The sequence below is a fragment of the Mycoplana sp. 10N416 genome (assembly GCF_056394765.1).
On record NZ_JBFTIM010000001.1, the window covers coordinates 660008 to 673715 of the forward strand.

Annotated in this window: 13 protein-coding genes; 5 read left to right on the plus strand and 8 right to left on the minus strand. The window is 63.0% G+C overall.

The genetic code is table 11. The features are described 5' to 3' along the window. Window positions 1-41: 41 nt before the first annotated feature. From groES to AC1DDS_RS03185, 3 genes are all read left to right on the plus strand, one after another. Window positions 42-338, plus strand: a complete 297-nt coding sequence (gene groES, locus AC1DDS_RS03175; protein WP_097135412.1) for a co-chaperone GroES — start codon at window positions 42-44, stop codon at window positions 336-338. A gap of 74 nt (window positions 339-412) precedes the next feature. Continuing rightward, on the plus strand, window positions 413-2053 hold the full coding sequence (gene groL, locus AC1DDS_RS03180) for a chaperonin GroEL (protein WP_310415167.1): 1641 nt from the start codon (window positions 413-415) through the stop codon (window positions 2051-2053). Between the two features lie 455 nt (window positions 2054-2508). Next, complete coding sequence (locus tag AC1DDS_RS03185) at window positions 2509-2955, plus strand: hypothetical protein (protein WP_477477546.1); 447 nt, start codon at window positions 2509-2511, stop codon at window positions 2953-2955. Between the two features lie 51 nt (window positions 2956-3006). Here the strand turns inward: AC1DDS_RS03185 and AC1DDS_RS03190 are convergent, their stop codons facing one another. The 6 genes from AC1DDS_RS03190 to hisS all read right to left on the minus strand — a co-directional run bounded on the left by AC1DDS_RS03190 (window position 3007) and on the right by hisS (window position 11418). Next, window positions 3007-5787, minus strand: coding sequence for a bifunctional diguanylate cyclase/phosphodiesterase (locus tag AC1DDS_RS03190; protein WP_477477547.1), 2781 nt, complete (start codon window positions 5785-5787; stop codon window positions 3007-3009). A 176-nt stretch (window positions 5788-5963) separates the two neighbouring features. Beyond that, window positions 5964-7181, minus strand: coding sequence for an NAD(P)/FAD-dependent oxidoreductase (locus tag AC1DDS_RS03195; RefSeq protein ID WP_477477548.1), 1218 nt, complete (start codon window positions 7179-7181; stop codon window positions 5964-5966). Window positions 7182-7275: 94 nt separating this feature from the next. After that, window positions 7276-7983 (minus strand): glutathione binding-like protein, encoded by a 708-nt coding sequence (locus AC1DDS_RS03200; protein WP_477477549.1) that lies wholly within the window; start codon window positions 7981-7983, stop codon window positions 7276-7278. Between the two features lie 69 nt (window positions 7984-8052). Continuing rightward, window positions 8053-8748 (minus strand): ATP phosphoribosyltransferase, encoded by a 696-nt coding sequence (hisG, locus tag AC1DDS_RS03205; protein ID WP_477477550.1) that lies wholly within the window; start codon window positions 8746-8748, stop codon window positions 8053-8055. Next, window positions 8745-9884 (minus strand): ATP phosphoribosyltransferase regulatory subunit, encoded by a 1140-nt coding sequence (locus tag AC1DDS_RS03210; RefSeq protein WP_477477551.1) that lies wholly within the window; start codon window positions 9882-9884, stop codon window positions 8745-8747. The genes hisG and AC1DDS_RS03210 overlap by 4 nt, the downstream gene beginning before the upstream one ends. Window positions 9885-9897: 13 nt before the next feature. Beyond that, window positions 9898-11418 (minus strand): histidine--tRNA ligase, encoded by a 1521-nt coding sequence (gene hisS / locus AC1DDS_RS03215; RefSeq protein WP_477477552.1) that lies wholly within the window; start codon window positions 11416-11418, stop codon window positions 9898-9900. Window positions 11419-11630: 212 nt separating this feature from the next. Between hisS and AC1DDS_RS03220 the strand changes: the two genes are divergently transcribed. Together AC1DDS_RS03220 and copM are read left to right on the plus strand one after the other, a co-directional pair. After that, window positions 11631-11939, plus strand: coding sequence for a hypothetical protein (locus AC1DDS_RS03220; RefSeq protein WP_477477553.1), 309 nt, complete (start codon window positions 11631-11633; stop codon window positions 11937-11939). A 60-nt stretch (window positions 11940-11999) separates the two neighbouring features. Continuing rightward, window positions 12000-12389 (plus strand): CopM family metallochaperone, encoded by a 390-nt coding sequence (copM, locus tag AC1DDS_RS03225; protein ID WP_477477554.1) that lies wholly within the window; start codon window positions 12000-12002, stop codon window positions 12387-12389. A gap of 56 nt (window positions 12390-12445) precedes the next feature. Here copM and AC1DDS_RS03230 read toward each other — a convergent pair whose 3' ends face one another. Together AC1DDS_RS03230 and AC1DDS_RS03235 are read right to left on the minus strand one after the other, a co-directional pair. Then, entirely contained in the window at window positions 12446-12844 is a 399-nt protein-coding gene (locus tag AC1DDS_RS03230; protein WP_477477555.1) for a hypothetical protein, read from the minus strand. A gap of 15 nt (window positions 12845-12859) precedes the next feature. Beyond that, complete coding sequence (locus AC1DDS_RS03235; protein ID WP_477477556.1) at window positions 12860-13510, minus strand: DNA-3-methyladenine glycosylase I; 651 nt, start codon at window positions 13508-13510, stop codon at window positions 12860-12862. Between the last annotated feature and the right edge of the window lie 198 nt (window positions 13511-13708).

A 13708-nucleotide genomic window follows, 5' to 3' on the forward strand; every position in this document is an offset into this window, starting at 1 on the left:
TTCCCGATCCGGGACATGTCATTTGATCGAGGGATTAGACAATGGCAAGCACCAACTTCCGTCCGCTCCACGACCGCGTCGTCGTACGTCGCGTCGAGTCCGAGGAAAAGACCAAGGGCGGCATCATCATTCCGGATACCGCCAAGGAAAAGCCGCAGGAAGGCGAAATCGTCGCCGTCGGCTCGGGCGCCCGTGACGAAAGCGGCAAGATCGTCGCTCTTGACGTCAAGGTCGGCGACCGCGTCCTGTTCGGCAAGTGGTCGGGCACCGAAGTCAAGCTCAACGGCGAAGACCTTCTGATCATGAAGGAAGCCGACATCATGGGCATCATCGGCTGATCGCCGGTTCCCCACGAACGTTTCTGTAAATTCAAGCCGGGACCACCGGCATTTCGAAACCAGGAGTTTTGAAAATGGCAGCCAAAGAAATCAAGTTCGGCCGCACCGCGCGCGAAAAGATGCTGCGTGGCGTCGACATTCTCGCTGACGCAGTGAAGGTCACGCTCGGCCCGAAGGGTCGCAACGTCATCATCGACAAGTCGTTCGGCGCTCCGCGCATCACCAAGGACGGCGTTTCCGTTGCCAAGGAAATCGAACTGGAAGACAAGTTCGAGAACATGGGCGCCCAGATGGTCCGCGAAGTCGCTTCGAAGACCAACGACATCGCCGGTGACGGCACCACCACCGCAACCGTTCTGGCCCAGGCCATCGTCCGCGAAGGCGCCAAGGCCGTTGCTGCCGGCATGAACCCGATGGACCTGAAGCGCGGCATCGACCTCGCAGTCAAGGAAGTCGTCAAGGACCTCCAGGCCAAGGCCAAGAAGATCAACACTTCGGAAGAAGTTGCACAGGTCGGCACGATCTCGGCAAACGGCGAAAAGCAGATCGGTCTCGATATCGCTGAAGCCATGCAGAAGGTCGGCAACGAAGGCGTCATCACGGTTGAAGAAGCCAAGACCGCCGAAACCGAACTCGAAGTCGTCGAAGGCATGCAGTTCGACCGCGGCTACCTGTCGCCCTACTTCGTCACCAACCCGGAAAAGATGGTCGCCGACCTGGAAGACGCCTACGTTCTCCTGCACGAGAAGAAGCTGTCGAACCTGCAGGCGATGCTCCCGGTTCTCGAAGCCGTCGTCCAGACCGGCAAGCCGCTCGTCATCATCGCTGAAGACGTCGAAGGCGAAGCTCTTGCGACGCTCGTCGTCAACAAGCTGCGTGGCGGCCTGAAGATCGCTGCCGTCAAGGCTCCTGGCTTCGGCGACCGCCGCAAGGCCATGCTCGAAGACATCGCCATCCTCACGGGCGGCACGGTGATCTCCGAAGACCTCGGCATCAAGCTCGAAAACGTCACGCTCGAAATGCTCGGCCGTGCGAAGAAGGTCTCGATCTCCAAGGAAAACACCACGATCGTCGACGGTGCCGGCCAGAAGGCTGAAATCGAAGGCCGCGTCGCTCAGATCAAGGCCCAGATCGAAGAAACCACTTCGGACTACGACCGCGAGAAGCTGCAGGAACGCCTTGCAAAGCTCGCCGGCGGCGTTGCCGTGATCCGCGTCGGCGGTTCGACGGAAATCGAAGTGAAGGAAAAGAAGGACCGCATCGACGACGCGCTCAACGCGACCCGCGCTGCCGTTCAGGAAGGCATCGTACCGGGCGGCGGCGTCGCTCTGCTGCGCGCCTCCGCCCAGCTGAAGGTCAAGGGCGAGAACGCCGACCAGGAAGCCGGTGTCAACATCGTTCGCCGCGCCCTGCAGGCTCCGGCCCGTCAGATCGCCGAGAACGCTGGTGACGAAGCTTCGATCGTCGTCGGCAAGATCCTCGACGAAAAGAGCGACAACTTCGGCTACAACGCCCAGACCGGCGAGTTCGGCGACATGATCGCCATGGGCATCGTCGACCCGGTCAAGGTCGTCCGCACCGCTCTGCAGGACGCAGCTTCGGTTGCCGGCCTGCTCGTCACCACCGAAGCCATGATCGCCGAGCTCCCGAAGAAGGAAGCTGCCGGCGGCATGCCGGGCGGCATGGGCGGCATGGGCATGGACGGAATGATGTAATTAGACGAAAGTCTAATGACATACAGGAGGGCGGTCTGCGGGCCGCCCTTTTTGTTGACATTTGTCAGTCACGAACCGAATTAACTTGCGGATACTGGACTATTTGAGTTTCCAGTTCTTGCCGATTGCAAAATTAGCAGTATAGACGCACCTGAAGCGAGCGATAGACTGGCGAGGGGGCAATCGGCACAATGACACGGAACCATGGCACGTTAACCGTGCAACCAAACTGCCCGTTGAAATCATAGAACGACCAATCATAGTGGAATTGCCGGCCGGATCGTGGTCCACCGGCGGCCAACCGTTCACAGGCCTCTTTCCGCGAACCGGAAAGGCGTCGCGGAGTATATTTCAATCGGCTGAAGCCCGTACCTTCACCGAGACAATCAGTTTGCTTGCGCCGCAGCTAACAGGCGGCATCGTGGTCGAGCCGGGCCTGCCGGCTGGGGTTAGATGTGTTCAAGATTGCCAAGTCCGCCTTCGTCTCGCCATTCGTGCCCGGCTCCGTCTCTTTCGATGCCTCGGACAATGAGCTCCTGACACAATACTGTATCACCGAGCGCTGGACGGGCGACCTGTCGAATGGCCTCTTTCGCCTGGGTGACAAAGCTGCGCGCATGCACGGGCTGGATCAACGCAATTGCGGCCTTCTCAACCTCGTGCGCTGCTATGAGCCGCAGGATCGCAACCGCGTTCTCGAACTGTTCGAGCAAGCGGCGACGGCATCCTCGAGCTTCTGTTTTTCAACGACGATCAACACGACGGGCGCGCCACGCCAGCCGGTCTTCTGCATCGGCGAATCGACTGGCCTCGAGCAGCGCTATGCGGGCACGATCATCGGCGTCTTCTTTTTTCCCCGCTTCCAGCTCGATCGCACCGGCCACTGCTTCATGTCGCAGTGAAAGAAGACAGCCTAGCAACCCGTGGCCTGAGACCGCAGGGTCGCCGCGGTCTCAGGCGGCCCTTGTTTCACTCGTGCCGGTCATCGGCTGCGGCCGACCGAGATAGTACCCTTGCGCTTCCGCGCATCCTTCGGAGCGGAGGATATCGAGTTGGTCCCTGGTCTCGACGCCTTCGGCGAGCACAGGCACCTCCAAGGTCTGCCCGAGCGCCACGATCGCGCGGAGGATCGCCTTTGCCTGCGGGCTTTCCTCCACCTCGTTCATGAAGCTGCGGTCCAGCTTGATCTTGTCGAACGGAAAAGAACGGAGCGTTTCCAGGGACGAATAGCCGGTTCCGAAATCGTCGATCGCGATGGTGACGCCGAGCGCCTTGATCTGGCGCAGCGTGTGGAGGGCGCGCTGCTTGTCGCCGATGATGGTCGATTCCGTGATTTCCAGCTCGAGCCGCTGGGGTGAAAGACCCGTCTCGATCAGAACGCGATGCACCAGAGCTGCCACGTCGGCATGGCCGAGCTGAACGGGGGAAAGGTTGACGGCGATCTTGTGCGGCTTCTCCCAGCTCGCGGCCTCCTTGCAAGCCTCGCGTAGCACCCACTCGCCGAGTGGGATGATCGCTCCACACTCTTCGGCAATTGGAATGAAATCCGATGGCGCAATCGTGCCTCTCTCGGCGCTGTGCCAACGCAGCAGCACTTCGTAACCGGTGATGGATCCGGAATCGACCGCCTTCTGGACCTGATAGTGCAGTTGAAGCTCGTTGCGCTCGATCGCAAGCCAGAGATCCTTGGCGATAAGGCGGCGGCTTCGCGCGGCCTCGTCCATGGAGACCTCATAGAAGCAAACGGTCTCCATCAGCGCGTCCTTGGCCCGGTACATGGCCAGGTCTGCGTTGTTGAGAAGCGCTTCAAGGTCGCTGGCGTCCTGCGGATAAATGGCAACGCCGAGGCTCGCGGCCGGCTTGATTTCGTACCCGTCGATAACGATGTCCTCCTGGAAGCAAACCTCCAGGCGCGCAATGAAGTCGTTGAGATCGGCAATGTCGTCGAAGCGTTTGGAGGCGGCGAACTCGTCACCACCGAAGCGGGCGATCGTTTCGTCGGGCTCGAGGCAGGCCTGCATGCGCTGCGACAGCGTGATCAGCACCTGATCGCCTGCGGAATGGCCGCGAGTGTCGTTGATTTCCTTGAACTTGTCGAGGTCGATGCCGATTGCGGCGACCTTGCCGGAGTAGCGGTCGGCGTGGTCGACGGCAGCGGCGAGACTGTCGTTGAAATTCGCGCGGTTCGGCAACCCCGTCAGGCCGTCATGCCGCGCCATGAAGGCGATCTGTTCCTCGTTGCGCAAGCGCTCTGAAATGTCCTCATAGGTCACCACCCAGCCACCATCGGGAAGGACCCGGTATCGGATCTGGACGGACACGCCATTCGGAAGCTTCTCCACGACGGCGCCGCTCTGCTGGATGATTGCACGATGCCGCGCATAGAGTTCCGAGGCCTTCGGCAGCCAGATTTCCGGCATCCGATAGGTGTCCGCCAGCGCACGGTCGATCAGTTCCCGGAAGGTGAGACCGGCTCTTACGCGCTCGCCGGGAAAATCGAACAGCTCGGCGAAACGCTTGTTGGAGAACACGAGCCGCTCGTCGCGATCGTAAAGGCACAGGCCCTGTGACATGTTTTCCAGAGCCAGGTCGAGGTTCTTGCTGACCTCGGCGATGCGGTCGGCATCCGCCTTTTCCTTGGTAACGTCCTTGGTGATCTTGGCGTAGCCGATAAGCGTGCCGTCATTGTCGTGGATCGCATCGATGACGATATGTGCCCAGAAATGGGTTCCATCCTTTCGATAACGGCGTCCCTCGGCTTCGTGCTTGCCTTCCGCGCGAGCGATCCTCAGCGCCTCTTCCGGAAGGCCTGCCTCGCGATCGGCCTCGTCATAGAAGCGCGAAAAATGCTGACCGACGATTTCGTGGGCCTTGTATCCCTTGTTGCGTTCCGCACCCGCGTTCCAATTGGTGACGACGCCCTTCGGATCGAGCATGTAGATCGCATAGTCGGAAACGCCCTGAACCAGCAGCGCGAACTGGCGCAGACCATCGTTGAGCGCCGTCTCGGTCTGTCGTGCGAAGATCGCAGCCGTCAAGCCGGTGAAAAGCAAGGAGAATGCAACGACCGCGATCAAAGGCGCCATCAGTGCAGGAGACAGCACCGCGCTGTCGTTGACATGCATCGGCCCGGGCATCACGGTGACGGCCGCCATCGCGACGAAATGCAGCGACACGACGCCAAGCGCCATGAAGAGGGTCGCGCCAAGGCGCGATGCCGTCGCCCCTCCGCGGCGCATGCAGAGCACCAGGGACAACCCGCAGAACAAGGCACCGCCGGCAAGAGATGCGGCAACCAGCGCGTGGTCCCAGACGATCTCTCCGGGCAGTTCGAGCGCTGACATGCCGAGATAGTGCATGCTGGCGACGCCGGCGGCAACGATGAGCCCGCCAGAGGCTGCGGCGACCGGGCCGGCGACATAGGTCGCAAGAGCGGCGCCGATCGTCGTCACGGCGATGGCGACGATCAGCGAGGCGAGCGTCAGCTCCAGACCGTAGCCGATGACGACGCCGGGATCGTAGGCAAGCATGGCGATGAAGTGCGTTGCCCAGATGCCGAACCCGCTCGCGACACCCGCCGCGCCGAGCCACAGCAGCCGTGCCTTTGCCGAGGCGGATCTCGCCCGCTGGATCAGCGACACCGCGACATAGCAGGACAAGAAGCAAATCAAGGCAGCGAGTAGAACCAACCGCAGATCGTGCTCTACGGTGAGGCAGGTGAGGATGCGGAGCATGACAAATCCGGTAGAATGGGCACGGAGCCGCACTCAGCCGCAGAATGCTGAAGATTGGATGAACCCGGCCGCGAAGGGCGGATCTGTGCAGCCCTATGCCGCGTGATGCTTAACGAACGCAAAACGGTACGCCCGGCCAGGGCTGCTTTATCTTCAGATGCAAGCCCGCCGGCCGGTCAAAGTGTCAGTGTCTTCAGATCCAAGGCGGGATCTTCGAGCTGCGCCCGATCCGGGCTGCGTCCGAGTTCAAGAAGCTTCTTGCCGACCACATAGGCCTTGGCGTCGTTGACCGCATCGACGGCGATGAACCGGCCTTCGCGGAAATACCAGACGGACACGCTGCCCTCGCGCTGGCCCAGCCGGACGAGCGTGTCGTCATAGCCCATGCAAAAGCCGGCAATCTGCAGCTTCACGTCGTACTGATCCGACCAGAACCAGGGCCTCGGCAGGTAGGGTTCATCGCCACCGGCGATGACGGCGGCGGCGGCCTCGGCCTGATCGACAGCGTTCTGCACGGATTCCAACCGTACCATCCTGTCCTCGAAGGGTAGGACCGCGCAGTCGCCCATCGCGAAGATCGCCGGGTCGGAGGTGCGGGCAAACGCGTCGACGACAATGCCGTTCGAGACCTCCAGGCCAGCGTCGCGCGCCAGTCGGTCGTTCGGCGTGATGCCGATCCCGACGACGACGATGTCGGCGGGAAGAACCGTCCCATCCGAGAGTTCCGCCCCGGTGACGCGGCCGTCCTCGCCAAGGAGCCGGGCAAGACCCGTCTTCTCGCGGACATCGACGCCGCGGGCGGTGTGGATTGCCTTGAGGATCGTCGCGGTCGCCGGCGAGGCGACGCGCTGGAGGATGCGGTCGGCCATCTCGATGACGGTGACGTCGAGCCCCCTGCCCCGGGCGACCGCGGCCGCCTCCAGCCCGATATAGCCGCCGCCGACGACCAGCGCCTTGCGCCCCTCGGTCATCTCCAGCCCGAGCCGGTCGGCATCGAGATAATCGCGCACCGTGTAGACGCCCTTCAGGTCGCCGCCGATCTCAGCAGGAAGACGGCGGGGGGTCGCACCCGTCGCAAGGGCCAGGTACTCGTAATCGAGCCTGGATCCGTCGGAAAGCGTGACGGTTTTTGCGGCCCGGTCGATCGAGATCGCTTCCGTCGAAAGCCTGATCTCGACATCGTTTTCAGGGTACCAGGCTTCGGGGCGGAACTGCAGGCGACTGAGGTCGGCCTCGCCGAGGAGGTATTTCTTCGAAAGCGGCGGGCGCTGGTAAGGCAGGCTTGCTTCGGCGCCGACGATCGTGATCGGGCGCATGTCCTTCAGCGCGCGCAGTTTTGCGACCAAGGCAAACGCGGCCTGACCGCCGCCCACGACTACCAATCTTCCGGTCACGATGCTGTTCCTGCGTCCTTGCGTTTCGTCAGAGGTAGCGCGCAGAGACCGGCGGCGTCAACGCGTGGCCGCGCCGCCCGGTCGCGCCTTTGCGTCACTCCTTGGTGGGGACGTCGATGCCCCTGCCCGACGCCGGACGGGCAAGGCAGCGCTCCAACCAGTCCATCACGGCGGGAAAATCGTCGTAGCCGATCACGTTTCGGCCGCCGTAGAACACATCCGCGCCACGCACCCACGGGAACAGCGCGATGTCGGCGATCGTGTAGGTGTCGCCCATGATCCACTGCCGGTTCTTCAACCGGCCTTCCATGACGCCGAGCAGGCGCTTGGCCTCATCGCGATAGCGCTCCATCGGATAGGAATTGTTGGCGACCTTCTCGGCGGCGAATTTGTAGAAATGGCCGAACTGGCCGAACATCGGCCCGACGCCGCCCATCTGGAACATCACCCAGCACAGCGTCTCGTAACGGCCCGCTGCGTCGGCGGGGACCAGTTTGCCGGTCTTTTCGGCGAGGTAGTAGAGAATCGCTCCGGACTCGAAGAGACCGATCGGCTTGCCGTCGGGACCGTTCGGATCGATCAGCGCAGGAATGCGGCCGTTCGGATTGAGGGACTCGAACTCCGGAGATTTCTGCTCGTTGGCGCCGAAATCGACGCGATGTGCCTCATAGGGCAGGCCAAGCTCCTCCAGCGCAATCGAAACCTTCACGCCGTTCGGTGTCGGCAGCGAATAGAGCTGGATGATGTCGGGGTTCTTTGCAGGCCACTTCTTGGTGATCGGGAAGGCGGATAGGTCGGCCACGGACAACTCCTCGTTTTAGTCGGAGCACCCTACATAGGATGGCCGACTTGCCGCCACCAGCCCTTCCAATCAAAGGACCTTGCCGACTGCCTGGATGATCTCCGCCACCACCGGATTTGTCTCATGCTCCTGCTTGCGGGCGCGCACGAGACACGCCTCGGACTTCAGGATCACGCCATCGGACAGGATCTTCAGGTGGTTGGCCGTGAGCGTTGAGCCGGTGGATGTGATGTCGACGATGATGTCGGCCGAGCCGGAGGCCGGCGCGCCTTCAGTGGCGCCGAGGCTCTCGACGATGCGATAGAGCTGGATGCCGTGGTTGCCGGAAAAGAACTGCTGCGTGAGCCGCCAGTATTTCGTCGCGATCGTCAGGCGGCGGCCATGACGGGCGCGGAAATCAGCGGCCACATCGCCGAGATCAGCCATGGTGTCGACGTCGAGCCAGATTTCCGGCACCGCGACGACGACGTCCGCATGGCCGAAGCCGAGGCGGGAACAGAACTCGACGCGGGCGTCCGCCTCAGCCAGCCCCTCGCGCACCAGATCCTCGCCGGTGACGCCGAAATCGATCGAGCCGTTGCCGATCTCGCGGGAGATTTCCGAGGCCGAGAGGAAGGCGATCTCGATGTCGTCGCGGCCCTCGACGCGCCCGCGATACGAGCGGTCGTTGCCGACCGAGGCGATCGTGAAGCCCGCCCTGGCAAATATCTCCGAGGCATCCTCCTTCATCCGGCCCTTGGAAGGCAGCGCGATGGTGATGGTCATGCGGAGACACCTTCCGAAATCGCCTGTTCGATGCGGTCGAGCCAAAGCGAAAAGCCGACGGCCGGGATGCGCGTCGTCGCCCCGAGCAGCGTCATCAGCCGGTCGAAACGCCCCCCGCCGGCCAGCACTGCCGGGTTGCCGTTGGCGGTGATCTCAAAGACGAGGCCGGTGTAGTAATCAAGCGGACGGCCGAACGCGCTGCGGTAGGTGATCGAAGCGGGATCGACGCCCGCGTCCACCAGCGCCTTTGCACGAGCGTCAAAACGCGACAGCGCCTCGTCGATGGCAAGGCCGGCCGTACGGGCAAAATCGAAAAGGGCCTTGGGCGCGTCCGCAAACGGTGTCTCGATGGCGAGAAATGCACGCAGGGTGTCCAGCGTGCCGGCGTCGAGACGGGTGCTTGCCAGCGTCATCTTCTCGCGAAGCCGCCGGGCAATATCGACCGGGCTGCGGCTGGCGTTGGTCGAGTAGCCGGTCGCCTGCATCGTCTCGTCGATGTGGCGGGCGAGCGTCGCCTCCTCCTCCAGCAGGCCAAGGCTCGCCAGACGTTCCACCTCCGGGCCGAACACTCCCTTGGCGGCGGGCTGTGACAGCTCCGCCAAGAGCTTGCGCAACCGATCCTGATTGCCGAAGGCATGGATCAGGCGCTTCTGCCAGCCGGACGGCAGCCCGCACGCGGCCACGACCCCCTCGAAGACGCTCTGGTCGCCGAGCACGATTTTGAGCGTGCGGCCAGGTAGCCGGTTGCCGAGCACGATCAGCGCGTCATGGACGGCACGCGCGTCGGCGCGGGCAACGTCGCCCTCGCCGAGATCCTCAATGCCGGCCTGATAAAACTCGTTCGCACCCTCGCGCCGCTGGCGGAACACCTCGCCGAGATAGGCATAACGTCTCGGCGTCCCGGTCGCGGTCTCGATATGGCGCAGACAGACGGGGATCGTGAATTCCGGTCGCAGGCAAAGGCTCTGCCCGGTCTCGCTCTCGGTCATGAAGATGCGCCGGCGCAAATCCTCGCCGGCCATGTCGAGAAACGGTTCGGCCGGCTGGATCACCGGCGTGTCGACGCGCTCCGTGCCAAGGCTTGCGAATTCGGCGAGCAGGTCGGGGGCGAAGGCAGGAAGATTGATCAGCGGCATAGCACGCCTTCCCTCAGCCCCTGCCCGCCCGGCTCCGATCGTCGGCCTGATGGGCCAGGATCTCGCGCACGCGCTGGATCATGTCTTCTTCCGAAACCACGACCTGCGCCACGCGCGCCTCGCGCCAGGTGACGTTGTCCTCGATATCGCCGGCAAGCCGCTTGCCTTCGATCAAGTCCTTGATCTGCACGACGCCGAGCGCGCGCTCGTCACCGCCCTGGATGATGGCGATCGGGCAGCCGCGGCGGTCGGCATACTTCAGCTGGTTGCCGAACTTCTTCCAGTTGCCCTGGTACATCTCGGCGCGGATGCCGGCAGCCCGCAGCGCCTGGGTGAAGCGCTGGTAGCGGCCCATGCTCTCGGTGTCGCCGTCCATGACGGTGACGAGCACCGGCGCCACCACCTCGTCGGTGCCGAGCTTGCCGAGGTTCTTCAGCGCCGTCATCAGGCGCGAGACGCCGATCGAAAAGCCCGTCGCCGGCACCGGCTGGCCCATGAAGCGCGAGACGAGCCCGTCATAGCGGCCACCGCCGCCGACCGAGCCGAACACGACCTTCTCGCCCTTGTCGTTGGTGACCGCGAACTGCAGTTCTGCCTCGAAGACCGGGCCGGTGTAGTACTCAAGGCCGCGCACGACCGAGGGATCGATCTTGATGCGGTCAGGCTCGTAGCCGGCGGACGTCACCAGGTGGCCGATCTGATTGAGTTCTTCGACACCTTCCGGCCCCTTGGCGGTTCCAGCGACGATTGCAGCCAGATCGTCCGCACTCTCGGCATAGTCCTTGATGCCGACGAAGAAGAGAACCTTCTCGATCTGCTCGGCACCGAGCCCGGCACCCTTGGTGAAATCGCCGCTCTCGTCCTTGCGCCCCTCGCCGAGCAGCAGGCGCACGCCCTCGGGGCCGAACTTGTCGAGCTTGTCGATGGCGCGCAGCACGGTCAGGCGGGCATTGGCCTTGTCGTCGCCACCGAGGCCGATCGCTTCCATCACCCCATCGAGGACCTTGCGGTTGTTGACGCGGATGACGTAGTCGCCGCGCTTGATGCCGAGCGCCTCCATCGTGTCGGCCATCATCATGCACATCTCGGCGTCGGCCTGGACGCCGGCGGTGCCGACGGTATCGGCATCGAACTGCATGAACTGGCGGAAACGCCCCGGTCCCGGCTTCTCGTTGCGGAAAACGTAGCCGGCGCGGTAGGTGCGATAGGGCAGCTGGATCTCGTTGAAATTCTCCGCCACATGACGGGCGAGCGGCGCGGTCAGGTCATAACGCAGCGACATCCACTGGTCGTCATCGTCCTGCAGCGAGAACACGCCCTCGTTCGGGCGGTCGCTGTCGGGCAAAAACTTGCCGAGCGCATCGGTGTACTCGAACAGAGGCGTCTCGACCGGGTCGAAGCCGTAGCGCTCGTAGACCTCGCGGATCTTCGCCGTCATCTCTTCGACGGCGCGAATATCGGCGGCGGAACGGTCGACGAAGCCGCGCGGCAGGCGCGCCTTCAGTTTCTGCGGTTTCTTCTGCTTTTCGCTCATCGGGGCGCCCAAAAATGCTGATATCGCTTTTGGAGGCTTCCCTAGCGGATTGGGCCGGGTGCGGCAAGGGCGACCGCAGTTGCGGGAGCCCCAAACGGCGTGATGAAAGTGGCCGGTGGCCGCACGCGAAACCTGCAGAAGCAAAAAAGGCCGATCGGGGACTTTTCACGTCCAGATTGCCGTCCTACATCAGCGACGTGAGAAGATTGTTCGTGATCCTGACCTTTGTTGCCGCCCTCCTGGCCGGCTGGACGCCCGCGATGGCTGCGTCGCTGCATGCGGCCGCGGTGGCAACCGAACACGCCGATCATCGGACCGGCTCCAAGCACGAGCATCAAGGTGACCAGAAGCACCAGGCGGTCCACCCGCTGCTGTGCTCGGCCTGTTTCGCCGTTGTGGCCGAGGCGGAGCAGATCGCGCCGCCGCTCACTCCCCACGCCCGCCCCGTCGCGATCAGCGACACGCTGGCTGGCGGATACGTCCTGCCACTGGAACCGCCACCCCGAAGCCGAGCCTTCTGAAGACCTTGCCACACGGGCCGCTGCCCCGCAGACATACAATTCAGATAGGACACTTTCAAAATGAACATCAGACACTTCGCGTCGGGCGTCGCCCTGGCGCTGCTTCTCGCGTCCCCCGCTGTTGCGCAGGACCATTCCACCCATCAGATGATGGACGGCAGCACCATGCAGATGGGCGAGCCGAAGGGGGACAACGGGCCCTCAAGCCAAGCCTTCGCCGAGGCCAATGCCAAGATGCACGCCGGAATGGATATCGAGTTCAGCGGCAATGCCGACGTCGACTTCGCCCGCGGCATGATCGCCCACCACCAGGGCGCAATCGACATGGCCAGGATCGAGCTCGAATACGGCAAGGATCCGGCCATGCGTCAATTGGCCGAAGAGGTGATCAAGGCCCAGGAAGGCGAAATCGCAATGATGAAGGCCTGGCTGGAAAAGAACGCCAAGTAACCGTTAGGCGACGGGCCCGGCGCGACTACCGCCGGGCTCGATCCCAGCGCAGCCGGCTATTCACCCGCGGACGTATACTGCTTTTCGGTCGCAGCCGAAGCTTCGAGCAGCGAAGCGGCGATTGCCTTGGCCAGCGTCAGGCTGTGCTGCCGGATTTCAATGCTGCTGCCGGTTCTTGCCGAGCGGATCAGGTCGAACCCCTCGCGCAGAACGATTTCCTGGGCCTTGTTACAGGCCCAAACTTCAAGTGTGTTTCCGTTTTGCGCCATGACTTCCCCGCTGGCCAAATCATTCAGCCCTGAACGGTGCACCCAGGCTGGAAACGCAAAAACTTCCCGGTTGATCTGATCGCCCCGCAACCGGAACGATACATGATTCGCCAGAAAATACACGTGATCCGACAAACTCGGTTGAATCGACAACATTCTCCCCACAGGATTATCCGGAACTGCCATCGGCCGCGCGGTTTCCTAGCTCAAGGCAGCGGCCCCGGCTGGCCTGTTCATTTCCTGGCGGAGGCGCTCGACCTCCGGTTGGCAGAAGCAACCCGGGAGATGATCGTTGACCAGCCCCATCGCCTGCATGAATGCATACACGGTGGTCGGTCCGACGAAGGTCCAGCCGCGCTTCTTCAGATCCTTCGAGATCCTCACGGAGGTCGGCGTGCTCGGATTGGCGATCAGCGTCTCATAGTCCATGACGGCCGGGCGTTCCCCCGCCGGAGGCTCGTGGCTCCAGAAATAGCCCGCCAGCGAGCCGAATTCCGCACGCATGTCCTGCGCCCGGCGGGCGTTGTTGATGGTGGAGACGATCTTGCCGCGGTGGCGCACGATGCCCGTATCGGCAAGGCAGCGGGCGACGTCCTCGTCATCGAAGGCGGCCACCCGGTCGAAGTCGAAGCCGGCGAAGGCGGCACGGAAATTCTCGCGCTTGCGCAGGATCGTCAGCCAGGAGAGGCCGGACTGGAAGCCTTCGAGACAGATCTTCTCGAACAGGCGGACGTCATCGGTGACGGGACGCCCCCATTCCGCATCGTGATAGCGGCGGTAGTCGTCCAGGTTGCCGTGCCAGGCGCAACGCTGCCGGCCATCCTCGCCCGTGACAATCCCCTTCTCGGTCATATTCGCTCTCCGCGTTTCTGCTTTGTTCCGCTTTACCATTCATCAACCAGATTCGGAAAGGCGGCAATAACCCTACCCGAAGGTTTCATGGTTCCGGTGCCATTTAACGAACGGGAATTTACCTTTCGCTTCCAGCCCGGTGCGACCATCGCGGACGATGCGCCAAGACGGCGCCCATTTGCGTTCGACATGCCGCCG

What these genes read in the sequence shown, in the direction of transcription:
- hisG (WP_477477550.1), bottom strand. Translation starts at nt 8,748, where the DNA reads ATGACCATCACCATCGCGCTGCCTTCCAAGGGCCGGATGAAGGAGGAT.
- AC1DDS_RS03190 (WP_477477547.1), bottom strand. Translation starts at nt 5,787, where the DNA reads ATGCTCCGCATCCTCACCTGCCTCACCGTAGAGCACGATCTGCGGTTG.
- AC1DDS_RS03230 (WP_477477555.1), bottom strand. Translation starts at nt 12,844, where the DNA reads ATGGCAGTTCCGGATAATCCTGTGGGGAGAATGTTGTCGATTCAACCG.
- AC1DDS_RS03235 (WP_477477556.1), bottom strand. Translation starts at nt 13,510, where the DNA reads ATGACCGAGAAGGGGATTGTCACGGGCGAGGATGGCCGGCAGCGTTGC.
- AC1DDS_RS03210 (WP_477477551.1), bottom strand. Translation starts at nt 9,884, where the DNA reads ATGCCGCTGATCAATCTTCCTGCCTTCGCCCCCGACCTGCTCGCCGAA.
- groES (WP_097135412.1), top strand. Translation starts at nt 42, where the DNA reads ATGGCAAGCACCAACTTCCGTCCGCTCCACGACCGCGTCGTCGTACGT.
- groL (WP_310415167.1), top strand. Translation starts at nt 413, where the DNA reads ATGGCAGCCAAAGAAATCAAGTTCGGCCGCACCGCGCGCGAAAAGATG.
- copM (WP_477477554.1), top strand. Translation starts at nt 12,000, where the DNA reads ATGAACATCAGACACTTCGCGTCGGGCGTCGCCCTGGCGCTGCTTCTC.
- hisS (WP_477477552.1), bottom strand. Translation starts at nt 11,418, where the DNA reads ATGAGCGAAAAGCAGAAGAAACCGCAGAAACTGAAGGCGCGCCTGCCG.